Genomic DNA, 22,149 nt, shown 5'->3' with positions numbered 1-22,149 from the left:
GACAAGAAAACTATTCTTTCCTATCGCTGTCACACGCTGGGAGCAAACACATGTCGGGCCTGGAACTTTGCCATGAATGCATCAGAAACTGGGATTAAACCACGATATATCTTTGAACGCAGGATTTTCTTTGGTGACTGCGACCAACTGGGAATCGCCTTTACTGGCCGGATCACGAATTTCGTGCTGGAAGCGATCGAGTCCTTCTGGGACGACTTGCTTTCAGGCCGGGGTTGGCTTTTTCTACTCACAGAGAAAAACACGGCCATGCCTTTTGTTTCTATGGACCTAGAATTCCATGTGCCGGTGAAAGCAGGCACGCACCTAGCATGCGAGGTCTATGTGGTTCACGTGGGGGAAAGTTCAGTTGGTCTAAGAGTTGTCGGCCGTCAGTATGACACGACCTGCTTCGAATGCGAAACTAAGTCAGTTTTCCGAGATGCTTCAACATTTGGAAAAGTCAAAATTGAAAGCTCAATTCGGAGGACTCTGCTCTCGGAAGTGGGTTCAACAATTCAAACAGTGGGTTAGGCCCGTAGACCTTGGAGACGGAAAAGCCTGTGCAAAAGGATATCATGTAAGCGCCACCTCGAAAAAGCCAGAGAAAGGGAAGCCCGGGTGCCGGGCTTGAAAGGATAGAGAGAGGCTCATCCGGGTCCGGCGCGACAAGGATCCTGACCATGGCCAAGACCGCAACCCGACCGAAACCCGCCACCGCGAAGAAGACCGAAGCAACCGGATCGGCAACGCCTGACGGCGCTGCCGACATCCGGATGATCCCGCTCGACCAGCTGGAGCCGAGCCCGCTCAACGTCCGCAAAGTTGCCGCCAGCACGAGCGACGACGCCGAGCTTATGGCGAGCATCCGTGAGACCGGCATCAAGCAGAACCTGGTGGTTCATGCGCTGTCCGAGACACGTTTTGCCGTCGATGCCGGCGGTCGCCGCCTCAAGGCTCTGAAACAGCTCGCCGAAGACGGGGTTATTCCCGCAGATCACCCGGTGCCCTGCCTCGTCGAGGACGAGCGCAACGCGATCCTCACCTCCGCCACAGAAAACCTCCTGCGTGCGGCGATGCACCCGGCCGACCAGTTCGAAGCTTTCGACAAGATGATCGGCGAGGGGCGAAGCGAGGACGAGATCGCGCTGAAATTCGGCGTCTCCGTCGACCTGGTGCGCCGCCGCCTCAAACTCGCCCGTGTCGCGCCCGAGATCATCGAGCAGTTTCGCGCTGGCGACCTGACCCTCGAATGCGTCATGGCCTTCACGCTGACCGACGACCATGATCGCCAACTGGCGGTCTGGAACGCGGTGAAGGGCGGCTATCACATCCACCCGCAGAGCATCAAACGCCAGCTCACCGAGACCGCGCATTCGGCGAACTCGGCCCTCGGGCGCTTTGTCGGCATCGAGGCCTATGAGGCGGCAGGTGGGGTTCTGCTACGCGATCTCTTCGACGATCGTGCAAGCGCCCACATGGAAAACCCCGATCTCCTGGAGCGTCTCGCCATCGAGAAACTGCAAGCTGCGGCCAAGACTTTTGAGGGGACGTGGAAATGGGTCGAGGTGCATCTTTCGGTGGATTACGGCGCGTTTCGCAGTTTCGGGCGGGTCTATCCGCAGGACATCGACCCCGACCCGGACCTGCTTGCCGAGGAAGAGCGTCTCATCGCGCGCGAGGAAGAACTGGCGGCGCAGAATGACGGTGAGGATTGGACGGACGCTGAAACGGAAGAATACTACGCCATCGAGCCGCGCCTGCGCGAAATCGAGGCTCTGCAGCGCGAGCGGCAGCCCTATGCCTACGAGGACCGCGCCATCGCCGGTGTCGTTCTGACCATCGGTCACGATGGGGCGCTGCGCGTCGAGAAAGGCCTAGTGCGGCCAGAGGACATTCCAACCACGCTCGAGACAGACGAGACTACCGCAGATGCGGATGGCGCCCCCTCCCCTGCCCGCCCACAAGTGACGCCGCCGACCTCTTCGACACCCGCGCCGAGCTCCGACTCGGCCACGACTTTGCGCAAGGCGGATGGGATTTCGGCGAGCCTAGCGGATGATCTGCGCGCGACGCGTCAGCATATCCTCAGGGCGCATCTGGCGGCGGATTTCGAGGTGGCGTTTGATGCGATGCTTTACGCGCTCTGCGAGCAGATTTTGGCGCGGTCCTACAATAACGAGGCGCTTGATATCTCGATCCGGCCCTTCCAAGCGCAAAACCGCGAGGTGCTGCATGCGGACACTGTCGCCCAGAAGATGCTTGAGGCGCTGGAACAGGACCTCGCCACCGACTGGATGAAGCTGGCGAAACCCGAGGACTTCCGAGCCATGTCGACGCTGCCCCTTGCCGAAAAGCAGGCGCTCTTCGCTTGGGCGACGGGCTTGGCGGTCAAGCCGCAGCTCTCCTCCGACAATCGCCCCTCCCCGATCATCGAGGAGATTGGCGCGCGGCTTGACGTCGATGTGGCGGCTTGCTGGCGCCCGACCGCTCAGAATTACTGGGGTCGGGTCAACAAGGGGCATGCTGTGTCCACGGCGCGCAAACTGATCGGCGATGACTACGCCGAGGATCGCAATCGCGAGCGCAAAGGCGATATCGCGGCTGCGATGGAGCGGGCATTTGCGGAAACGGCAGGCGAGACGGAAGGTTTCGACGTGGCGACGGCTGCAAAGACGACGCGCTGGCTGCCCGACGGGATGCTGTTTGCCGGTGCGACGGAGGCCGACGCCAAAATGATTGGCGTAGCGCCCGAGGCCGAGGAAGGCGACGTGCCCGTCGCAGTCGCTCTTGCCGAGGCGGAGAGTGATGAACCATCGTCTTTGCCCGCCTTCCTCAGCGGGGACGCGGCCTGACAAGTTGAGCACCGATCTGAACCTGACATGAGCCTTGGGCCGTCCTCACATCGAGGGCGGCCCTTTCCGGCTGACGGGTTGCCTGCAGCCGATATCGGATCGGCGGGCCCGTCCCGGAGACATCCCATGACCACCACACTCGACCTTGATCCCGTTCGGGCAGCCGCTCTCATCGCCGCCCAGAATGACGCGTTTCGCCGCTCCATCCTCGGCACTACCCCGGTCGCCGATGCCCCGCAGGGCCAGTTCATGATGACACGAGGCGTCGCGGCGCTTGGGCCCGACGCCCAATTGGAGCTCACCCGCCGCGTTGCCGCCTTCGACGGGTTCAATGCCGACAGCGACCCGCAAGGATGGCACGAGATGGGCATCATCGACCTCGATGGCACGACGGTCTGGTTCAAGATCGACTTGTACGACGTCGATTATCAGTACGGCTCGCCTGAGGCTTCCGACCCGAAACAGACGCGTCGCGTGCTGACCCTGCTTCTCCCGTCGGAATACTGACGCCCTCCACCTCCAATCGCCGCCCCGGACCGCCCTTGCACAAAGGGCGGTCCTTTCGGGCTGGCGGGTTCCAAGGGACGCGATGATCGCGTCCGGCCTGCTGCAGGAGACCAGAGATGGCCAAGACACTCGATTACCAGATCACCCTTTATCCCGCGCATCGCGATGGCGCCTTCGTCGTTACCCAGTTCCAGATGATGGCAAGCTACCCCGAAAAGCGCATCCAGGCCGCAGGCATGGATGACCTGATCGACAAGGTGACGCAGTTCGCAATGGAGCATGGCGAGAGCTGCAGCGCCTCGGTGCGTTGCCTCGCTCCGCGCAAACCGCCGGGGTTCAAGCGCGCGACCGAGAACCTCTATTTCAACCTGGTTGACCTAACGGCTGAGAAACGCGGCGACGCTGCGGCCTTGCGCAACGGTCGCCCTCCCCTTCCCTCAATTCCAAAGGACCAAAAACATGACACAAGCGACTGATTTCTCCGCTCAGATGCTCGAATCCCAAAGACATGCTGCCGAACAGCGGGTCGAGACCCGCGCGGCACTCCTCACCGAGCTGCGCGCCCTCGGCGTGACTGGCCTCAAGGTGCAATACGAAGGCTACGGCGATTCCGGCAATGTCGAGGATGTCGTCGTGACCCCAGACACGATCACCTTGACAGAGGCGTTGCGCCGCCGGGTCGAAGACTTCGGCTGGGATTTCGCCTATGCGCTAAGCCCCGGCTTCGAGAACAACGAAGGTGGCTATGGCGAACTGACCTGGGCGCTCGAGGCGGACAAGGTCGATGTCAGCCACTCGAACCGCTATATCGAGACCAACACCACCGAACACGAGGGGCTCTGACATGGCACATCCCCTCCACCACGCCGAAAGCTCGGCCCGAAAGTTCGGCGGTGTTCCAGATGACTACCAGGCCGTGCACGATTGGTTCGATGCGTCCAAGGAGCACCTCGCGCTTTTCACCCACCGAGCACATCGGCACCACACGCTGGGGATCTTCGAGGCTGAGCGTTTGTTTGGGCGCAGCCTGACCAACAGCGCGGGCCGGGTCGTCCCGATCCGCTGGATTGGCGAGCAGCATGTGCGCGAAGACTGCCAGGGCCGCATCCCGTCGCTGGCGGACTGGCTCGGACGCATTCAGCCGGAGCCTTGGATGGCCAATGGCCGGATCGACAACGACCCGACGCAGATCGGCAGCGATCCGCGCGCGGCTTGGATCGAAACAGTCGCCAGTCACCAGACCATTCTCGGATTTGAGGATTGGCTCCTGAAGGTTTCGGTCGAGCACGTCCAAGATCGTCAGAACCGCGCCGCCGCCTGATCCGCCGGTCGGCAAACTCGCCAACCATCTGACCACGTACAGATCGACCCGCTCGGCCACAAAAGGCTCGGCGGGTCGATTGCGTTTCAAGAAAGGAAACCGACATGCAAGACCCCGTCTTTGAGGAAGCCTACCAAGGCCACACCATCAAGATCTACCATGACACCGACATGGAAAGCCCGCGTGAGTGGTGCAACCTCGCCACGCTGATCTGTTGGCATCGGAGATACCGGCTTGGCGACAGCCACCAGTTCGACAGCCCTGAGGCGTTCCTGCGCGACCTCGCCGGTGTTTCGGAGCAGAGCGATCTTTCGTTAGACGAGTTGCGCGACCGCGCCGAGCGCAAGTCCGTGCTGCTGCCAGTGTTTCTTTATGACCATTCCGGGCTCGCCATGAACACCATCGGATTCCACTGCCCGTGGGATTCCGGCCAGGTTGGCTATATCTATGTGGCGCTTGAGGAGGTTCGGAAGGAGTTTGGCGCGAAGCGTGTCACCAAGTCGCTGCGTGAAAAGGCTGAAGACATCCTGCGCGGTGAAGTTGTCAGCTATGACGCCTATCTTGGCGGCCGGGTCTATGGCTATGTCATTGAGCAGGACGGTGAGGAAATCGACGCCTGCTGGGGGTTCGTCGGTGACTATGAGACCGGCTGTTTGCCCGAAGCGCGGGAGGCGGTGCCCACATCTTCGCCGGGTCAAACACGCGAGTCCGCTGCCGCTCAAGCGCAGGCTCTCCCTTAGAGGCTGGGACGAGTTGGAAATGACCTCACTTTTACGCAGAGCCCAGGTGGATCTGCATTGCTGCAATGCAGAATTGTCATGGCGCAGCTATTGTGCGGTCGCAGCATGGCCACTATGTTAAAGGCGTGATCGGTTCTCTCCTCCTCCCTGAACCGATCAAAGCTAAACGGCGGCATCCACCTCCTCCCGGATGCCGCCTTTTTCTTTTTCAGAGCTCTTTCTGAAGGTTGTCCACGGTTTGTCGGTCGCCGTTCGGTCAATGAGGTGCCCACTAGTTGGATGCCGAGGTCGCACCTTGCCCAAAACTTGGGCGCACCGATAAAGCTTCAAGCTGACAAGGACTTCCGCGACAGCGCCCACAGACCCATCCCCAGATTCTGGGGATAAGTTTCCGCCGCGGGGCGGAGTCCAGCACTCCCATGAAAGAGCGAGAGGCAGGGCGGGAGGGGTGACCCCTCCCGGGTGAGAGAGTGCGCGCGGGGCTTGGGGCCAATCCTCAACCCCGGAGATTGCCGATGAACGCTCACCCCCATTCCGCCCCGCCTGCAACCCTTGCCGAGGCCCCTGCCCTGCCCACGACTGTCGGCTTTGCCGGACACTTGATGCAGGCTGCAACGACCCTCGTCCCCCTGTTCGAGGCGGGTCGACCTATCGATGCAGCCGCCCTCCGCGCCGCAATGGAAGATGCCTTTGGCGCGAGTGACACCAGCGGCGCCTGGGTCTGGAAAGACGCTTATGAAGCGGTGGAAGTCGCGCAAATCCGGATGCTCTCGCGCTACGGCGCGCTCATGCAGCGTCAGGCACCCTCGCCGCAAGCTTTCCTTACCATGATCGAACGGCTGGCCGGTCTGGCCCCCTCCCACACGCGGCGCTCCGAAGACAGCGTCCGTCTGCAACAATTCTCGACTCCTCTGCCGCTTGCGGCCATTGTTGCGCAGGCGGCGGGGTTTCGGGCCGACGATCTGGTGCTCGAACCTTCGGCCGGCACCGGCATGCTGGCCATCTTCGCTCGAATTGCGGGTGCGCGCGTGGCGCTGAATGAACTCGCCGAAACGCGACGCGCCCTGCTGGAAAACCTGTTCCCCGGAGCCGTCGTATCAGGTCACGACGCCGCTTCGATCGATGATCGCCTCAACCGTTCCATCACGCCCTCGGTCATTGTTATGAACCCGCCCTTTTCCGCTGCGAACCATGTGGAGGGCCGGTTCCGTCAGGCCACCAGTCAGCACGTGTTGTCCGCCTTGGCGCGCCTTTCGCCGGGTGGACGTCTTGTCGTTATCACTGGCGAAAGCTTCCGCCCCACCACTAAATCCTTCCAGTCGACGTTTAATCGGATCGCCTCGAGCGCCGATGTGGTGTTTTCCGCCGCGATCGACGGCAAGGTCTTTGCGCGGCATGGCACCACGATCGACACGCGGCTTACGGTGATCGACAAGCGTGTGGCCGATGAAGGCGACACCGCACCTGTCTACAACGCGACCACCTACCATCCGATCTGCACGACAACGGCCGATCTTCTCTCCGCAGTGCTCGCCCATTGCCCGGCGCGGCGCAGCGCCCCGCCCTGCCCCAACAGCGCGGCTTTGGCGGTGCCGAAACCCGCGGCGCGGACCAACCTGCACGCCCTGCGCAACGCCGCCCGCAAGGAAACCCGCGCCCTCGCCGAAGAACGCGCGAGGCATCCGTTTGACGACATCGAGACGGCACCGCTCGACTACCTGCCAAAAGCCTGGAGCGAACCCGAGGGCACGCTGCAGGACACGGTCTACGAGGCCTATGACCTTCAGGCAATCCGGATCGACGGCGCGGCGGAACATCCGACAGCACTTGTCCAATCCGCCGCCATGGCCTCGGTGCCACCACCCGTGCCGACCTACCGCCCGGTGCTGACTAAGACCCTCGTCCAGGACGGTCTCCTCTCTGCGCCGCAGCTCGAAAGTGTCATCTATGCGGGCAATGCGCATGAGACGCGTCTCAAGGGTTGGTTCAAGCGCGGTGAGATCGAAGGCCAGCTGATGGCAGCGGCCGAGGGCGACGGAGGCGCGTTTCGCCTGCGCAAGGGCTGGTTCCTGGGCGATGGCACAGGCTGCGGCAAGGGGCGGCAGGTTGCAGGCATCATCCTCGACAACTGGCTGCAGGGCCGACGCCGGGCGGTCTGGGTGTCGAAAAGTGACAAGCTCATCGAGGATGCCCGGCGCGACTGGATGGCGCTCGGCGGGCGTGAAAGCGATATCGTGCCGCTCTCGAAATTCCGCCAGGGCAGCGACATTCGTTTGCCTGAGGGTATCCTCTTCGTCACCTATGCCATCCTGCGTTCTGCTGAACGCGAGGGCAAAGCCTCCCGCCTCGACCAGGTAACGTCTTGGCTCGGCGAAGGGTTCGACGGGGTTATCGCTTTCGACGAGAGCCACGCCATGGCGAACGCCGCCGGCGAAAAGTCCGACCGCGGCGACAAGAAGGCCTCCCAACAAGGTCTTGCCGGACTCGCGTTACAGAATGCTGTGCCCGATGCCCGCGTGCTCTACGTTTCGGCCACGGGGGCGACGGTCGTCGGCAATCTTGCCTACGCGTCCCGCCTCGGACTCTGGGGCACCGGGGATTTCCCCTTCGTGACGCGGGCCGAATTTGTCGCCGCGATGGAGGCTGGGGGCATTGCCGCCATGGAGATGATCTCGCGCGACCTGAAGGCGCTCGGGCTCTATCTGGCGCGGTCCCTCTCCTACGCCGGGGTTGAATACGAGATGCTGGTGCACGAGCTGACGCCCGCCCAGGTAGCCATCTATGACAGCTACGCCGACGCCTATCAGATCATCCATACCAACTTGGAGGCCGCGCTTCGGGCCTCGGGTATTTCCTCCGAGACGGGCACCTTGAATGCCCAGGCGAAATCCGCCGCGCGGTCTGCCTTCGAGAGCAACAAGCAGCGCTTCTTCAATCATCTCATCACCGCCATGAAATGCCCCTCGTTGATCCGCGCCATCGAGGCGGATCTGGCGGCGGGTCATGCGGCCGTGATCCAGGTGGTCTCGACCAGCGAGGCAGTGATGGAGCGCCGCCTCGAAGACATCCCGCCTTCTGAGTGGGACGACCTGCAGGTCGATTTCACGCCGAGGGAGAACATCATGGACTACCTGATGCACAGCTTCCCGACGCAGCTTTTTGAGCCCTACACCGACGAGAACGGGGATCTGCGGTCTCGTCCTGCCCTCGATGGCGACGGCAATCCCATTATTTGCCGCAAGGCGGAGCGACGACGCGACGCGCTCGTCGAGCATCTGGGGGCTCTTGCCCCAGTGCAGGGCGCGCTCGACCAGATCCTCTGGCATTTCGGTGCGGACGCCGTGGCCGAGGTCACAGGGCGCAAGCGGCGCATCGTGAAAACGCCTGAGGGGCGGCTCAAGGTTGAGAACCGCCCCGCCTCGTCGAACCTCGGAGAAACCCAGGCCTTCATGGATGATGCCAAGCGCATCCTTATTTTCTCGGATGCAGGCGGCACCGGGCGCAGCTACCATGCCGATCTCGGGGCAAAGAACCAGCGCCTCCGTGTGCACTACTTGCTGGAGCCCGGATGGAAGGCCGACAATGCGATCCAGGGGCTGGGGCGCACCAATCGAACGAACCAGTCGCAGCCACCGCTCTTTCGACCCGTTGCGACCAATGTGAAGGGTGAGAAGCGGTTTCTCTCCACCATCGCGCGGCGCCTCGACACGCTCGGGGCGATTACCAAGGGACAGCGCGAGACTGGCGGGCAGAACATGTTTCGCGCCGAGGACAACCTCGAGAGCTCCTACGCACGCGCGGCGCTACGGCAATTCTTCTACAAGCTGCGCGCAGGTAAGATCGAGGCCTGCTCTTACGCCAAATTCCAGGAGATGACCGGGCTGACGCTCGATGAAGCGGATGGCACCGTGAAGGAAAACCTGCCGCCGATCCAGCAATTCCTGAACCGCTGTCTCGCGCTCCGCATCGACATCCAGGACGCGATCTTCGAGGCCTTCGGCGGGTTTCTTTCGGCCATCATCGAGGATGCGCGCCAGGCGGGCACGCTGGACGTCGGGCTAGAGACCCTGCGCGCCGAGAAGTTCGAGATTGTCGATCGTAAGGTGATTTTCGAGCATAAGGCGACGGGGGCGACGGCCACCGCGCTCACCGTGGAGCGGACTGATCGCAACGATCCGCTCACCCTGCCCCGGGTTAGAGCGATCTGTGCAGATACGAAGGGCGCGAGGCTCTGCTGGAACAAGACCTCCAAACGCGCGGCGCTGATGGTGAATGCGCCGGCTTTCATGGACGAAGACGGCGTGCCGAACCTGCGGGTCAAACTGCTGCGACCCATGGCCACCGAGATCCTTGCCCTCGCCGAGTTTTCGAAATCACACTGGGAAGAGATCGATGATGCGATGTTCGAACAGCTTTGGCAGGCCGAGGTCGAGGCGGTACCGGAGTTCACCACCTCAAAGATCACGCTGATCTGCGGGTTGCTCCTGCCGATCTGGGACCGGCTGCCCGCCGACAACATGCGCATCTATCGTCTGCAGACTGAAGGCGGGGAACGCGCCATCGGGCGTCTGGTCAGCCAGGAACAGCTTCTCAATGTCTATGCGCGCTTGGGTCTCGATTGTCAGATCGAGATGACGCCACAGGAGGTCTTCGCCGCGGTGATGGAAGCCAGGACGACCCTCAACCTGCTTGGGGGTTACCAGCTGCGCCGGTCGCTTGTTATGGGTCAGCCGAGGCTTGAACTCATTGGCGCCTCGGGCGCGGTCTTGCCCGGTTTGAAATCGATGGGCTGTTTCACCGAGGTGATCCAGTGGAAGACGCGTGTGTTCATCCCGGTGGATGGCGCCGAGGTTCTGGCACGGGTCCTTGCCGAGCATCCAGTTGGCGCCAGCGCAGCGGAGGCTGCCGCATGAGCGCGCGGCGCAGTATCGCGGACCTCTCGGCCAATCTTGCAGACTGCGCCGAGAGTTTCTGCCGCCAGTATTTTCCCGAGGGGCGCAAGCAGGGCAACTATTGGCAGGTCGGCGATACCTCGGGGGCCAAGGGTCAGAGCCTAGCCATCCGGCTGCAGGCGCAGGGTGGGCGCAAGGCCGGGTCCTGGCAAGACTTCGCGACGGGTGAATATGGCGACCTGATTGACCTGCTCCACGCACGGCTTGGGTCTGTCACGCTCAAGGAGACACTAAGGGAGGCCCGGTCTTTCCTTGGCGAAGCCTCCTGCCCTGCCTTACTTCGTGAATTTAGGAACCTGGTACGTTCGGATGCGGATTCCAATGAACGCATTGCGCAGGCGCGAAAGCTATTTGCATCAGGCAAGCCGGTGCTTGGCACCTTGGCCGCCATCAATCTGCAAAGGCGCGGCATCACACGGCTGGGTCCGGCGCTGCGCTATCACCCGCGGGTCTTCCTGCGGCAGGGCGAGGACGTGTCCGGTCTGCCGCAAAGAGCCCCTGCCCTGCTCGCAAAGATCACGGACAATCGGGGCCAGATCACCGGATGCGCAAGGGTCTATCTCGACCCGTCCACCGGCGGTTTGGCCGAGATCGAGAGCCCGAAGCGGATCCTCGGACAGCTGCACGGCCATGCCATTCGCTTCTGGTCCGGCACACATCGCAGCGATGTCATCGTCGGCGAAGGGCTCGAGAACACCCTCTCGGTCGGCACGGCTCTCCCGGAGTACGACCTCGCCTCTTGTCTCACTGCCACCCATCTCGGCCTCTTCATCCCGCCGCCAGGGATCAAGCGTGTCTGGATCGCGCGGGACAATGACGAGCCTGGACGTAACGCATCCATGAAATTGCGTAACCAACTGGAATCGCAAGGAATTGCCTGTGGTGATCTCGTGCCGGCCATGGGGGATTTCAACGACGATCTGAAAGCTTTTGGCAGAGATGCGCTCCGCCGGTCCCTGTTAGAGGCCATGAAAGCACAAGGTCTGGAGATCGAGGACGTGTGAGTGCCAACCCCCCCGGGGATGTCCGACGGGGCAAAGGGTCCGCGGGTTCGATCTGATCCCGTTTGGATAAGGGGTGCGATGGACCAGCGGGTCGGAGCAGAGTGCTCCTCGCCCGGGCAGCAATGCCCCCCGAACCAGAAAATTCCCCTGAGCCTTCGGCTCATTCCTCGCGGGACCAATTTTCCGGCCCGCGGCGCATTCTCCGCTTTGCTCCGATCCTGACGGATGCGGCCCGGTCGCCGCCGGTCCTGTTATCGCCCCATCCAAATCGGGTCAGATCAAACAGAGGAACCAGACAATGCCCCATCAGACAGCCATCCAAGAGGAGACCGGAGTGACCTCCGCCATCCTCGACCACCTCGCACTTCATGGCGCAACGCCCGGGCCCGGCGATACCGACCATCGCCCCCTGCCCCAGCCCGACGAGGTCGAGCTCGCCATGGCGACCCTCTTTGACACCACTATCGGCCTCCTCACCGGCAGCCAGTTGGAAGACAATCTCGAAGAGATGCTCTGGTCCCTCACCTCGGTCTTCCATCGTCGGCTTACCCATATCCAGAAGCTTCTCGACGACAACGAATTCGAGGTCCGGGAAAGCCTCGCCATCCAGGACGGCTCTGAAGTCGCCTCGGTCGAGCTTGAGCGCCTCCAGCTAATCGGGCTCAAGCTCTGGGACCATCGCGACGCTTTCGAGCAGATGCGCGATCTGGCCGTGGACCACTTCTCGGCCGCCACGGGCTCGCCCTGGCTGCCTCGCACCGGATCCAAGGTCTCGCATCGCGGCCTCACCTCCGCCGTGGTGGACAGCCGGGCTTATCTCTCGGCCAAGCGCCGCAAGGAGACCGAGGTGCACTGCCCCGAAGGCACGCGGATCGCGTTTTCGGGCGGGGACTATCACGCCTACGACCTGATCTGGTCCGTCCTCGATGCCACGCATGCCAAATACCCGGACATGTTGCTCCTGCACGGCGGCACACCCAAAGGTGCAGAAATGATCGCGGCCCGCTGGGCAGATACCCGTGGCGTCACACAGGTGGTCTTCAAGCCCGACTGGAAGAGCCACGGCAAGGCCGCCCCCTTCAAGCGCAACGACAAGATGCTCGAGACCATGCCCCAAGGCCTGATCGCCACCCCCGGTTCAGGTATCACCGAGAACATCGTCGACAAGGCCCGCAAGATCGGGATCCGCATCAAGAGGATCGGGGCTTAGGCCCCGGTTCACGCCCCGCGCAAGAGGTCCTGCACGACAGACGGTTTCTTTGCGATCAGGGCCAACAGAACCTGTGCCGGGCCTGTCGGTTGCCGGCGCCCGTGTTCCCAGTTCAGCAGCGTACCTTTCGCGACGCCAATGCTCTTGGCGAACTCTGCCTGGGACAGGCCAGTCCGTTGCCGGACTTCGGCGACATCGACCTCCGCCACGGAAACTTCATGGACCTTCGCGCCGGTCGAGTCGCCATTCGCGAAGGCCAAAGCCTCTTCCAGGCCCTTGGAGATGGATTCAAATGCACTCATGTTGCGTCTCCATATTTCGCGACGAGCACCTTGCTCATCTCTACCGCGGCGGCCTGTTCGGTCTTCGACAGGTTGGCCTTCTCGTTTTTGGCGAAAACCGTGATCAGGAAGATCGGCATATGGCTCCCGCCAAAAACATACACCGTCCTGAAGCCGCCACTCTTGCCGCCCCCTTCTCTTGGGATACGGACCTTGCGCAACCCGCCACCAAGCGAGACGCCAGCCTCCGGATTGGTGGCAATGAAGTCGATCGCAGCCTCGCGTTCCTGGTCGGACATGATTGCCTTGGCCCGTCTTTGGAATTCGGGCAGTTCAACCACTGTCTGCAATCGTGTCATCTTTAGTCCCATATAGGTTTCGGCGGCGTATGTGTCAATGACGTATAGCTTGCGGGCTGGAAGAGCAAGTCGGCAACTGCTGCCAGAGCCTGCCGGTATGCCCGGTCAATTGCTATTGGCGTAACTGTCCAAATGTGCGCTCGCATAGGCAGATCGATCGTACCAGCCGGGTTGTCATTTCGTGAGATTGGACTGTTGCGGTGTCTCGTGACGACCCGACCTTTCGTTCCACGCTCTGATCACCTCGAGTACTTGTCTGAATCGTGGGCGCTTCAGCGAGGACATTGGTCGCGGCAGTGATCCCGGGGGATGCGGCTTTGACGTCTGGGCTATGTCTTATTTTCGGTGAGTTTAGAAGGGAGCCAAGGCCCTCACGGCCTCTCGCTCGGCAGTTCACCCAGTTTCCTTCGCGGCCCCCGCACTTCTTCGGGTGTCTGAGTTGCATGACATGCTGGTCGCAGCTGTCGCCCCGTCCACAAAGGTTGTCGCCGATCTTTTTCCCCTGACCCTGCGGGCCATTCCTCGCGAGGCAAAAAGATCGGCGCCTGCCCCTCTCCAGCTTACGCTTCGCCTTCGGTGTGGCCGGGCCTTGGCCAGCTGCAAGGTGACCATCATTGCAACGCAAACAAGGAGAAGAGCAATGACCACGAACTGCATCAAATTCACCAGCGCCGACTTTGAGACCGCCAAGGGCGTCGGCTCCATCTCGACCCTGACCTTCGACCTCGACATCACGGTCGAACCCGTCGCGAGCTCGAACCCGATGGCCCCCACGCACCGCGTCCTCGGCCGCTCCCCGCGCGGCAAGCTGGTCGAGTGCGGTGGCATCTGGAAGAAGCAGAACAAGGAGACCGGTGCCGACTACTACACGCTGACCATCCGCGATCACGGCTTCAACGCCAACCTCGGCAAGGCCGCGAACCAGGACGACCTGTCCCTGCAGGCCGTCATCCCCTGGGGTCCCAAAGACGCCGCGTGACGGCTAGGGCCGGTCGGCTCCCTGCCGACCGGCCCATCAAAACTCCAATCTTGAACGCGTTCAAGATTGGAGTTTTGGGGGTTGCGGAGCTTCTAAATAAGCGCATGAAACCCATAGGCGCGTGGTATCTTTATCTTTCTTCCAAAACCGTGCTACCATCGAAGCAGAATCGAGTCGAACTCGGACCCAACCGAAGTCAGGACTTAGGAATGAGCGGTAGTCTAGAACAGTTTTTGACGGACCTGTCACGTGGGCTTGAGCGCACGATGGTGGCAGTGAACAAGGAACTCACCTTGCGTCAGCGCATCAAGCGCACGTGGTCCATGCGCCAGTGCGCAAGGTTTCTGAACGTGAGTATTCAGTATCTCACCAAGTTCGCCAATTCGAGCGACGACTTTCCTGCGGGCGAATATGTTGGAAGAGAGCGCGTTTTCACGCTTTCCGAATTGATGCACATGCGGGCCCTTCTGGCGGCCTCGGCAAAGCGGCCGTACGATTACCTGGCCTGGCGGAAGCCTGATGCACCTTTGCCCGTCATCTCGTTTGCAAGCCAGAAAGGCGGCACCGCCAAAAGCCTGAGCGCCGCGCATTTCGCCCAGTATCTCAGTTTGCACTACGGCATGCGTGTTGGTGTCATGGATGCCGACCCGCAAAGTACAATAACGCTCTACTTCGTCGGGGGAGAGGGTCTTCCCCAGATGCCCGATGAAAACACCGCCTCCATGGTGGACTTTGCTGGACTCTTTCAGTCGGAAGACGCGCCATACACCGACCACGATGCGCAAACGCTCGACAGCTTTCTTCTCAAGACTTCCTGGCCGGGCCTGCGCCTGCTGCCAGCTCACGGCGAAACATCCGAGGGTGAGATCCAGATTGCGCGGCTTGTGCGCGAGGCCCCCGCCGGAAAGAGCTTTTATCGCTACCTGCGCGATGCCATCAATCGGTGGAAGGCGGGCCACCCACCAAAGACGCTGCCCAACGAATTGGTAGTCGAGGGCAAGGTCGATCAGCAGCGGCTGGATGCTGCGCTGACCGAGACCCTCGATGTCATCATCATCGACTATCAACCCGCGTTGACACTTTTCCAGTTGAACAACGTGATTGCGTCGACTTCGCTGGTCATCCCGCAAACCATGAAGGGGTTCGACATCGCAACGCTGTCGACCTTTGTGACCGGCCTGCTGGGGATGCTTCAGCACATTCTGGCCCATGAAAGGATCGAGATCGGAACCGGTGCGAACATGCTGTTGCCGACGATCGTCCAACGGTCCAATGCGCAGGACCTTAACCACATCGGAAACCTGCTAGAACATTGCCCCACGGAGATTCTGCCGGTGTTTTATCTGCGTTCCGACGCGATCTCAAATGCGTCAGACGTCTATCAGTCCGTATACGAATATGAGCCGGACACGCCGGGAAAGCGCAAGGGGATCAACCGGTTCATCACGAATGCCGATGCCGTGAATGACGCCATAGTATCGCGGCTCTGGCCAGGACTCGAACGCGGCTACGCTGATACATGGATGGACGAATTCTATGAAGATGACGGCGAGGGCGAAGCATGAAACGCAGTATTCCTAGGTCGTTGGTCAGCAAGGCTACCAACCCTGACGCATCCAAGGAGCGCACGCCCGGTTCCGAAGGCCGGGCAGAACCAGGTGATGCTGTTTCCACTCCTTTCAAGGGAGCCGGCAGCGCTTGGAAATCAGGGGCGCTTGCGCAGTCGCAAGCCGCCGTGGAGCGAAGCAGAGCCGAGCTTTGTTCGGATATCCTTAACGGCCGCCACGAGATAAGCCTGTCGCCAGACCAGATCTCAGATCCGATGGGGACTGACCGCCGTCAAGACTGGATGTCTCAGGAAGCATTCAGGTCTCTGGTAAGCAGCATTGCCTCGAACGGGCAGGACACACCCATTCTGGTGTGGCCCGAGGATCCGGATTGGCAGCCGGATCCGTTGAACCCGTCGAATATCGCTGGGGTTCCATTCGTGATGCTGACAGGACGCCGCCGACTGGCTGCCGCGTCAGAGCTCGGTGTACCCCTTCGTGCAATCCTTGCCCCGCCTGACGCGCGAAACGCCGAGAACAGCAAGTTTGAGATGTTGTTTCTGCGGTTTCGCGAGAATGAGGAACGCGAGAATCTTAGCCCTTTTGAGCGATTGGTTTCGATTGGTGAAATGTATGAAACGCTGGCTTCTGGTGAAGACAAGCTGACAGCTGTGGCTTTTGCAAAGAAGATTGGCGTGCATGAGAGCCTAGTCTCGCGAGCAAGGTCTGTCTTCGCTGCGCAGGATCAAATCTTGAACGCGTTCAAGAATGTCTACGACATGAGCTTTCGCGATTTGCAAGGGGCCTTGGCGAGCTTGGAGAGGGTGAACACACCCAAGCCAAAACCGAAGGCAAAGCCCAGTAAGCTCACGGTCAAACGCAAGGTGGGCAACCGAAATCTTTCGGCGACTTCAGTCGATGGGAACTTATCCATCAAGGTTGCAGGCGTGCCGATTGACCAAGAGCGTCTCGAGAAGCTCGGAGACTTAGTCGCCGACTACTTGAGCGCCGAAGGCTCGGGGAAGGATTCCGACTGACGACAATGTCAGCGGCATCTTCTCTGGAACGACGAGGCAAGGAGAAAAAAGGAACGACAATCGAAGCAAAGGCAAAAGAAAAGCCCCCAAGCGGTGTGGCCTGAGAGCTGATCTTAATGGTTTGGTCGCTTTCAAGATAAGTCTCGCAGGATTCACTGTCAACGATGAACGCTTCTGAGCGAACGGCTTTCTTTTGCCTCCACTTAACCGGAGGTGAGATACAGGCATGAAACATACAGGTTGGCGCAAGCCGACACCGGGTCTTGGAGTTGCTGAGCAGCTTGCGCAAGCCGGTGAACGGGTAGCAGTACCCAAAACACGAGCATTTGTCGCGCTCAAGCGTGTGGGAGCGCATATCGGCCTGAAGGCCGGCGACATGATGCTCCTAGATACACTGGGAGCCTTCACGCAGGCCCAGGACTGGGAAGAGGGGCAGCGTCCGATCGTCTGGGCGTCGAACGCCTATCTGATGGAGCAGACGGGTTTTTCGCTGTCGGCCCTCAAGCGCCACGCGCGGCGTCTTGCTGAGATCGGCGTGGTCTCCTTCCAGGATAGTCCCAATGGCAAACGGTGGGGCCGCAGGGACACCGAGGGCCGCATCGTCGAGGCTTATGGCTTCGACCTGTCGCCGCTTTCGGCTCGGGTCGAAGAGTTCGAAGAGCTGCAGGCCGAGTTGCAGGCCGAACGCGAGCTCTGTCAGCGCCTGAAGCGCCAGATCACGGTGGCACGCCGGATGATCCGCGCGCGGATCGAGGCCGCCGTCAGTAGCGCGCTGCGAGGGCCCTGGACGCAATTCACAGGCCTTTTCGAGGAACTTCTGGACCGGCTTCCGCGCCGCCACGAAGCTTCCGAGCAGCTTGCCCGGCTGCTGACGTGGTTCAGGGAGCTTCAGGAGCGTGTGGAGGCCGCCTATCTCAAGGCAACTGAGGTTGTCCAACCTGTGGAAAACACGCCGGAAACCAAGGAACAAGGTTCTGAGAAAACTCAAGAAATGAACCCCAGGGAGGTCAATTCTGACCCTCATATACTAATTACAAATCAACTTAATCCTGTAAAATGTAATTCCTCTGAAAGTGAGGAAGTCGCGGCCGTGGTGCCCAATGCTCAGCCCGAAGATCAGGTTGATAGGGAGCTGGAAGAATGGGTGGCCGAGGTGCGCAAGAAGCGCGCGGCGCTGGATCTGCCTACTGTCATGCAGGCCTGTCCGGAATTCGCGTCCTGGGCCCGCAATATGGGCGGGTTCCTGAAAGATTGGGGCGATCTGCACCGGGTTGCAGGTCAACTCAGGCCGATGATCGGGGTGTCCGAGCATGCCTGGAACGTGGCGCAGGACCGATTGGGCAAACAGGTGGCGACAGCGGCGCTGGCGCTTGTTTTCGAGAAGCATTGCGCGGGCGAAGTGTCCTCGCCGGGCGGCTATCTGCGCGGCATGGTCGAGAAGGCCGGGGCAGGGGAGCTGCATCTCGAGCGCAGTTTCTATGGCAGGCTCAGTGGGCAGGCTGCGTGATGGGGCAGGGGATCAGAGACCGGCAGCCTTGGTCAGGTTCACGCGGAACCGGTCGCGGCGGCGCTGGTAGCGGCGGGTCATCTCGGCCGAGGCATGCCCCAGCTGCTTCTGAACGTAGCGCTCGTCGACTTCGGCCGAACTGGCGAGGCCGGCACGCAGCGAGTGACCTGAGAACAAGGCCAAGCGTTCCTTCTCGGGTAGTTCGGATCGGATGCCAGCATCCAGGATCGTGCGCTTTATCAGACGCGCGACATGCTTGTCGTTGAGTCGTGTATCGAGGGCGCGTGTGCCATCGCGCGAGGTGCTGACAAAGACAGGGCCGAAGTCGATCTTGGTAAAGTGCAGCCATTGTTCCAGCGCGTGCACGGGGCAGGTCTGATCGTTGGAGCCGCGGCCGATCTCCACCTCGCGCCAGCCGGTCTTGGCGTTGAGGGTCAGGAGGGCGCCTTTCTCGAAGATCTCGATCCAGCCACCGGAATCCGGCGTATCGTCTTTGTGGACATCGAGGCTGACGATTTCCGAGCGGCGCAGACCTCCGGCATAACCCAGCAGCAAGATTGCCCGATCCCGCAGTCCGCGCAGGTCGTAGGGCAGGGTGGCCACCATCGCGAGGATTTCTTCTGCCAGGATCGCTTCCTTCTGCACTGGCGGGCGCAGGTGCTTGCGCTTGATCCCCGCCAGGACCGAAGCAATGTGGCGGTTCTTGCGATCGAGAGTGAACCCCCGTTGCGCATAGTTCCATGCCAGACCTGAGAGGCGACGCTCGATGGTGCTGACCGAGAGGGTAGGGGACCCGTTGGTCGGCGCGGCCAGGTCGGCCAGATACAAGCCGATCATCTCTGAAGACGGAGGTAAGGGCTCCGCACCCTTCAGCCTGCACCAACGCGCGAAGTGCTTCCAGTCGGCGGCATAGGCCTTGTTCGTGTTCTCGGCCGTCGAGGCTTTGGCGTAGTCCCGAGCGGTGTCGACCAGGCGGTCGAGTGTGCCGGAACCGGCGACATGCACGGGCAGGGTAATCCGATCGTCATCCTCCCTCATAGTAGAACCTCTCTCGTTGAGCTGAAGGCCTTCGGCCGGACATGAGTTCGCGCAGGTCCACGAGAGAGCATGCCAAAATGCCAGGAAGCGTCCGAACCACCGCCAGTCTCACGAATACTGCTCCACCCAGTCTCACGAACCCCGACTCGAATTTGGTCCGCTTCAACCTGGTTTGGCATTTCGTCAGGAGTCCAGTGTTTGAGCTAAAGCCTTGTCCACCAATGAAATACAAACGAGCTCGACGAGAGGGCCGATTTCGGGCGAGTCCAGTGATGAAACATGAGCGGAAGACCATGGTTCTACGCATATCATTTTTACGTCCGATAATGAAATAGGTTTGTGGCTGCTGGATGCCCGTCATCCAGCAGCCACAAACCTGCCTTGGAAGAAAGCGCGGGAAGTATTTCTTTCTATGGGGATTGCTTGTCACGATTGAGCAGGTTGATGGCCCAGCGTGCTGGAGTTCTGGCAAGTTGCGAGGCGGCTGGGGCAGAAAACGCTGGCTGATCTTTCTGGTCGAAGTGTTTGTCGGGCTCTATTGTGCGTTGGAAGTCGTATTTTTCTTTTAAAAACAAAATAATAGATGCACCGCCGGGGCGGTGTTCGGCCGGTCGTGGTGCCTGCCTTCGCGTCATGCAGCAGTCCTCCCGGGTGGTGAGCGAGATTTCGGCGGCTGACCGCGCGGGAAGGTCTCGATTATGACCATTGTGCCGCCGCATTCAGGACATCGCTGCCGCCCGCATTGTTCATCTGAGCAATCAGGCTCGTCGTTGCCGGTTTCCTGCTGGTTTTGCAGTGCCGCTGCCAGCCGAAGTCTGATGATTTCGATCTTTGCGCGGCGGACACCATTGGCAAGGAAACCGGTATGGCGGATGCGATGGAACCCCGATGGCAAGACATGGGTCAGAAACCGGCGAATGAACTCGCCGGTCGCGAGATGCATGACCTTCAGGCGATTGGAGGTCTTGATCCGGTAGTCTTTCCATCGGAAGGCGACCGTCTCGGAGTCGGCGCTGATCAGGCGCGAGTTTGGGATGGCCACCCTGTGAGTGTACCGGCTCAAATAGGTCAGAACCGCCTCGGGCCCGCCGAATGGCGGTTTGGAGTGGACTACCCAGGCAATCTTGCGAAGAGGGGAGAGACGGGCCTCGAAGCTATCCGGATCGGCTAAAGCCGAAAGATCCCCGAAGAAGACAAGTTTGCCCGAATTATGGAGAGCTTTCAGGCCTTCCAGGAATAGCCTCCGGAATAAACTGGACAGGACCCTCACTGGCAGGAAGAAGCCTGGACGGCAGGAAATCCATTGCCTGCCGCAAGGCGACAAGCCGCCTCCCGGCACGACGATATGCACATGGGGGTGATGGCTCAGCGCGGATCCCCAGGTGTGCAGAACGCTTGTCATGCCGATCCTTGCGCCCAGATGTTTGGGGTCGGCAGCGATCGTCAGGAGTGTCTGCGACGATGCCTTGAACAGGAGATCGTAGACAGCCGCCTTGTTCTGCAGAGCAATTCGGGCGATCGGTGCCGGCAGGGTGAAGACCACGTGGAAATATTCGACTGGCAAGAGGTCGCAGACACGGGCCTGCATCCAATTGCGGGCCGCTGGTCCCTGGCACTTCGGACAATGCCGGTTGCGGCACGAATTGTAGGAAACGTGCTGGTGGCCGCACTTTGCGCAAGCCGCGACATGCCCGCCGAGGGCTGCGGTCCGGCAGCTTTCGATTGCTGACATGACCTTGAGCTGAGCAAGGCTCAGATGACCTGCATTTGCACGTCGCCAGGCTGGTCCATAGGTACGGAAAATGTCAGCGACTTCGAGTGACGACCGGGACACGGAGCCCCTCCGTCAGCTTCTTCTGCCCTTCCCGAGGCTCAGCAGATCCAGCGGGCTCGTCACGGCCCGGATCGTCTTGACCGCCACTTTGGTGTAGACGGTCGTGGTTTCCAAGGCGGAGTGGCCAAGCAGTACCTGGATCACCCGAATGTCGGTTCCGTTTTCCAGCAAGTGGGTCGCGAAACTGTGCCGCAGAGTGTGGAGGGACACGTTTTTCCTAATGCCTGCAAAGTCGCACGCGGCATGGAACGCCCGGCTTAGCTGCCTGTTTGAGACCGGGTCCGCTGGGTTGCGGCCAGGGAAAAGCCAGCCCGCAGGACGCGCTTCTCGATAATATGCGCGCAACAGGTCAAGTAGGTGGGGTGACAGCATCACCTGCCGGTCTTTGCGGCCTTTGCCGTGCTCGACCCTGATCAACATTCGGTCGCTGTCGATATCGGACACTTTCAAATGGGTGACTTCATTCGCGCGCAAACCGCATCCATAGGCGGCGCTGAGTGCGGCACTGTACTTCAGTCCCGGACCCGGTGCCGCGGCGAGAATTTGCGCGATCTCCCTCGGGCTCAGCACCACCGGGATCTTCTTTGCCTCCCGCTGGTAGCGAAGATAGCGCTTCATTTCTGACCGGTCGCAGGTCACGGAAAAGAAAAAACTGAGCGCCGAAAGCCGGTGGTTGAAAGTCGGCGCGCAGGTGCCTTTTTCCTTCATATCGAGCTGGAAGGCCCGCAAATCTTCAGGTGTGGCCAAATCAGGTGACCTCCGCAGAAACCTGGCGAACTCCCGCACCGAACGTAAATACATCGTCTGGGTGATTGGCTTCAGGCCTTTGATGCGCATGTCTTCAAGAAATCGCCGCCGCAGGGCCGAAACATGTTCACTGGACATGGGAACCTCCTGTCGTTTGATTGAGAAGGTCCCAATCAAACGACGGCTGTACCTTTCTGCAAAGACCGCGGCCGGCTTTGCGCGGGGCAGTGGGAA

Annotated in this window: 20 protein-coding genes; 14 read left to right on the top strand and 6 right to left on the bottom strand. The window is 60.8% G+C overall.

Annotation, left to right across the window (positions count from 1 at the left end; all coding sequences use genetic code 11):
* The first annotated feature begins 72 nt into the window (after nucleotides 1-72).
* The 10 genes from ACXAED_RS25250 to ACXAED_RS25205 all read left to right on the top strand — a co-directional run bounded on the left by ACXAED_RS25250 (nucleotide 73) and on the right by ACXAED_RS25205 (nucleotide 12,586).
* Nucleotides 73-531 (top strand): acyl-CoA thioesterase, encoded by a 459-nt coding sequence (locus tag ACXAED_RS25250; RefSeq protein WP_274836322.1) that lies wholly within the window; start codon nucleotides 73-75, stop codon nucleotides 529-531.
* Between the two features lie 149 nt (nucleotides 532-680).
* Nucleotides 681-2,852, top strand: a complete 2,172-nt coding sequence (locus ACXAED_RS25245; RefSeq protein ID WP_274836323.1) for a ParB/RepB/Spo0J family partition protein — start codon at nucleotides 681-683, stop codon at nucleotides 2,850-2,852.
* A 126-nt stretch (nucleotides 2,853-2,978) separates the two neighbouring features.
* Complete coding sequence (locus ACXAED_RS25240) at nucleotides 2,979-3,359, top strand: DUF3768 domain-containing protein (RefSeq protein ID WP_274836324.1); 381 nt, start codon at nucleotides 2,979-2,981, stop codon at nucleotides 3,357-3,359.
* A 116-nt stretch (nucleotides 3,360-3,475) separates the two neighbouring features.
* Nucleotides 3,476-3,835 carry a hypothetical protein gene (locus tag ACXAED_RS25235; protein WP_274836325.1) on the top strand — a complete coding sequence of 120 codons (360 nt, stop codon included), beginning with the start codon at nucleotides 3,476-3,478 and terminating at the stop codon, nucleotides 3,833-3,835.
* Nucleotides 3,819-4,202 carry a DUF6878 family protein gene (locus ACXAED_RS25230; RefSeq protein WP_274836326.1) on the top strand — a complete coding sequence of 128 codons (384 nt, stop codon included), beginning with the start codon at nucleotides 3,819-3,821 and terminating at the stop codon, nucleotides 4,200-4,202. Before ACXAED_RS25235 ends, ACXAED_RS25230 begins: the two co-directional genes overlap by 17 nt.
* Nucleotide 4,203: 1 nt before the next feature.
* Nucleotides 4,204-4,680: a DUF6915 family protein gene (locus ACXAED_RS25225; RefSeq protein ID WP_274836327.1), complete on the top strand. Its 477-nt coding sequence runs from the start codon at nucleotides 4,204-4,206 to the stop codon at nucleotides 4,678-4,680.
* A 104-nt stretch (nucleotides 4,681-4,784) separates the two neighbouring features.
* Nucleotides 4,785-5,420 carry a hypothetical protein gene (locus tag ACXAED_RS25220; RefSeq protein WP_274836328.1) on the top strand — a complete coding sequence of 212 codons (636 nt, stop codon included), beginning with the start codon at nucleotides 4,785-4,787 and terminating at the stop codon, nucleotides 5,418-5,420.
* A 515-nt stretch (nucleotides 5,421-5,935) separates the two neighbouring features.
* On the top strand, nucleotides 5,936-10,333 hold the full coding sequence (locus tag ACXAED_RS25215; RefSeq protein WP_274836329.1) for a strawberry notch-like NTP hydrolase domain-containing protein: 4,398 nt from the start codon (nucleotides 5,936-5,938) through the stop codon (nucleotides 10,331-10,333).
* On the top strand, nucleotides 10,330-11,376 hold the full coding sequence (locus ACXAED_RS25210; protein ID WP_475054549.1) for a DUF7146 domain-containing protein: 1,047 nt from the start codon (nucleotides 10,330-10,332) through the stop codon (nucleotides 11,374-11,376). Before ACXAED_RS25215 ends, ACXAED_RS25210 begins: the two co-directional genes overlap by 4 nt.
* A gap of 298 nt (nucleotides 11,377-11,674) precedes the next feature.
* Nucleotides 11,675-12,586, top strand: a complete 912-nt coding sequence (locus ACXAED_RS25205; protein WP_274836331.1) for a DUF2493 domain-containing protein — start codon at nucleotides 11,675-11,677, stop codon at nucleotides 12,584-12,586.
* Nucleotides 12,587-12,594: 8 nt separating this feature from the next.
* Here ACXAED_RS25205 and ACXAED_RS25200 read toward each other — a convergent pair whose 3' ends face one another.
* Together ACXAED_RS25200 and ACXAED_RS25195 are read right to left on the bottom strand one after the other, a co-directional pair.
* A complete protein-coding gene (locus ACXAED_RS25200) occupies nucleotides 12,595-12,888 on the bottom strand; it encodes a helix-turn-helix domain-containing protein (RefSeq protein ID WP_274836332.1) in 294 nt (97 codons plus the stop codon).
* The gene (locus tag ACXAED_RS25195; RefSeq protein WP_274836333.1) at nucleotides 12,885-13,226 is read right to left on the bottom strand and encodes a type II toxin-antitoxin system RelE/ParE family toxin; all 342 of its coding nucleotides are present in this window, start codon (nucleotides 13,224-13,226) and stop codon (nucleotides 12,885-12,887) included. The genes ACXAED_RS25200 and ACXAED_RS25195 overlap by 4 nt, the downstream gene beginning before the upstream one ends.
* A gap of 640 nt (nucleotides 13,227-13,866) precedes the next feature.
* On the opposite strand from ACXAED_RS25195, the gene ACXAED_RS25190 reads away from it, so the two are divergent.
* The 4 genes from ACXAED_RS25190 to repC all read left to right on the top strand — a co-directional run bounded on the left by ACXAED_RS25190 (nucleotide 13,867) and on the right by repC (nucleotide 18,296).
* Nucleotides 13,867-14,205, top strand: coding sequence for a DUF736 domain-containing protein (locus ACXAED_RS25190; RefSeq protein ID WP_165198474.1), 339 nt, complete (start codon nucleotides 13,867-13,869; stop codon nucleotides 14,203-14,205).
* Between the two features lie 209 nt (nucleotides 14,206-14,414).
* Nucleotides 14,415-15,770 (top strand): ParA family protein, encoded by a 1,356-nt coding sequence (locus tag ACXAED_RS25185; protein WP_274836334.1) that lies wholly within the window; start codon nucleotides 14,415-14,417, stop codon nucleotides 15,768-15,770.
* On the top strand, nucleotides 15,767-16,789 hold the full coding sequence (locus ACXAED_RS25180; RefSeq protein WP_274836335.1) for a ParB N-terminal domain-containing protein: 1,023 nt from the start codon (nucleotides 15,767-15,769) through the stop codon (nucleotides 16,787-16,789). The genes ACXAED_RS25185 and ACXAED_RS25180 overlap by 4 nt, the downstream gene beginning before the upstream one ends.
* Before the next feature lie 226 nt (nucleotides 16,790-17,015).
* Nucleotides 17,016-18,296, top strand: coding sequence for a plasmid replication protein RepC (gene repC, locus ACXAED_RS25175; RefSeq protein ID WP_274836336.1), 1,281 nt, complete (start codon nucleotides 17,016-17,018; stop codon nucleotides 18,294-18,296).
* Between the two features lie 12 nt (nucleotides 18,297-18,308).
* On the opposite strand, the gene ACXAED_RS25170 is transcribed toward repC, so the two are convergent.
* The 4 genes from ACXAED_RS25170 to ACXAED_RS25155 form a co-directional block, all read right to left on the bottom strand.
* Nucleotides 18,309-19,334, bottom strand: a complete 1,026-nt coding sequence (locus ACXAED_RS25170) for a tyrosine-type recombinase/integrase (RefSeq protein WP_274836337.1) — start codon at nucleotides 19,332-19,334, stop codon at nucleotides 18,309-18,311.
* A gap of 410 nt (nucleotides 19,335-19,744) precedes the next feature.
* Nucleotides 19,745-19,969 (bottom strand): hypothetical protein, encoded by a 225-nt coding sequence (locus ACXAED_RS25165; protein ID WP_475053968.1) that lies wholly within the window; start codon nucleotides 19,967-19,969, stop codon nucleotides 19,745-19,747.
* On the bottom strand, nucleotides 19,966-21,168 hold the full coding sequence (locus ACXAED_RS25160) for an IS91 family transposase (RefSeq protein WP_475053965.1): 1,203 nt from the start codon (nucleotides 21,166-21,168) through the stop codon (nucleotides 19,966-19,968). The genes ACXAED_RS25165 and ACXAED_RS25160 overlap by 4 nt, the downstream gene beginning before the upstream one ends.
* Nucleotides 21,169-21,180: 12 nt before the next feature.
* Nucleotides 21,181-22,053, bottom strand: a complete 873-nt coding sequence (locus ACXAED_RS25155) for a tyrosine-type recombinase/integrase (protein ID WP_475053963.1) — start codon at nucleotides 22,051-22,053, stop codon at nucleotides 21,181-21,183.
* Between the last annotated feature and the right edge of the window lie 96 nt (nucleotides 22,054-22,149).

The organism is Leisingera sp. ABM4_103 (assembly GCF_056158685.1).
Note: the sequence above shows the minus strand (reverse complement) of the source record. Positions and strands in the feature narration are given on the sequence as shown.

Excerpts from the sequence above, each read along its gene's own strand:
- ACXAED_RS25185 (WP_274836334.1), top strand. The coding sequence starts at position 14,415 with ATGAGCGGTAGTCTAGAACAGTTTTTGACGGACCTGTCACGTGGGCTT.
- ACXAED_RS25205 (WP_274836331.1), top strand. The coding sequence starts at position 11,675 with ATGCCCCATCAGACAGCCATCCAAGAGGAGACCGGAGTGACCTCCGCC.
- repC (WP_274836336.1), top strand. The coding sequence starts at position 17,016 with ATGAAACATACAGGTTGGCGCAAGCCGACACCGGGTCTTGGAGTTGCT.
- ACXAED_RS25220 (WP_274836328.1), top strand. The coding sequence starts at position 4,785 with ATGCAAGACCCCGTCTTTGAGGAAGCCTACCAAGGCCACACCATCAAG.
- ACXAED_RS25235 (WP_274836325.1), top strand. The coding sequence starts at position 3,476 with ATGGCCAAGACACTCGATTACCAGATCACCCTTTATCCCGCGCATCGC.
- ACXAED_RS25245 (WP_274836323.1), top strand. The coding sequence starts at position 681 with ATGGCCAAGACCGCAACCCGACCGAAACCCGCCACCGCGAAGAAGACC.
- ACXAED_RS25170 (WP_274836337.1), bottom strand. The coding sequence starts at position 19,334 with ATGAGGGAGGATGACGATCGGATTACCCTGCCCGTGCATGTCGCCGGT.
- ACXAED_RS25180 (WP_274836335.1), top strand. The coding sequence starts at position 15,767 with ATGAAACGCAGTATTCCTAGGTCGTTGGTCAGCAAGGCTACCAACCCT.
- ACXAED_RS25190 (WP_165198474.1), top strand. The coding sequence starts at position 13,867 with ATGACCACGAACTGCATCAAATTCACCAGCGCCGACTTTGAGACCGCC.
- ACXAED_RS25195 (WP_274836333.1), bottom strand. The coding sequence starts at position 13,226 with ATGACACGATTGCAGACAGTGGTTGAACTGCCCGAATTCCAAAGACGG.
- ACXAED_RS25240 (WP_274836324.1), top strand. The coding sequence starts at position 2,979 with ATGACCACCACACTCGACCTTGATCCCGTTCGGGCAGCCGCTCTCATC.
- ACXAED_RS25250 (WP_274836322.1), top strand. The coding sequence starts at position 73 with ATGAATGCATCAGAAACTGGGATTAAACCACGATATATCTTTGAACGC.
- ACXAED_RS25165 (WP_475053968.1), bottom strand. The coding sequence starts at position 19,969 with ATGACGCGAAGGCAGGCACCACGACCGGCCGAACACCGCCCCGGCGGT.
- ACXAED_RS25155 (WP_475053963.1), bottom strand. The coding sequence starts at position 22,053 with ATGTCCAGTGAACATGTTTCGGCCCTGCGGCGGCGATTTCTTGAAGAC.
- ACXAED_RS25215 (WP_274836329.1), top strand. The coding sequence starts at position 5,936 with ATGAACGCTCACCCCCATTCCGCCCCGCCTGCAACCCTTGCCGAGGCC.
- ACXAED_RS25200 (WP_274836332.1), bottom strand. The coding sequence starts at position 12,888 with ATGAGTGCATTTGAATCCATCTCCAAGGGCCTGGAAGAGGCTTTGGCC.
- ACXAED_RS25230 (WP_274836326.1), top strand. The coding sequence starts at position 3,819 with ATGACACAAGCGACTGATTTCTCCGCTCAGATGCTCGAATCCCAAAGA.
- ACXAED_RS25210 (WP_475054549.1), top strand. The coding sequence starts at position 10,330 with ATGAGCGCGCGGCGCAGTATCGCGGACCTCTCGGCCAATCTTGCAGAC.
- ACXAED_RS25225 (WP_274836327.1), top strand. The coding sequence starts at position 4,204 with ATGGCACATCCCCTCCACCACGCCGAAAGCTCGGCCCGAAAGTTCGGC.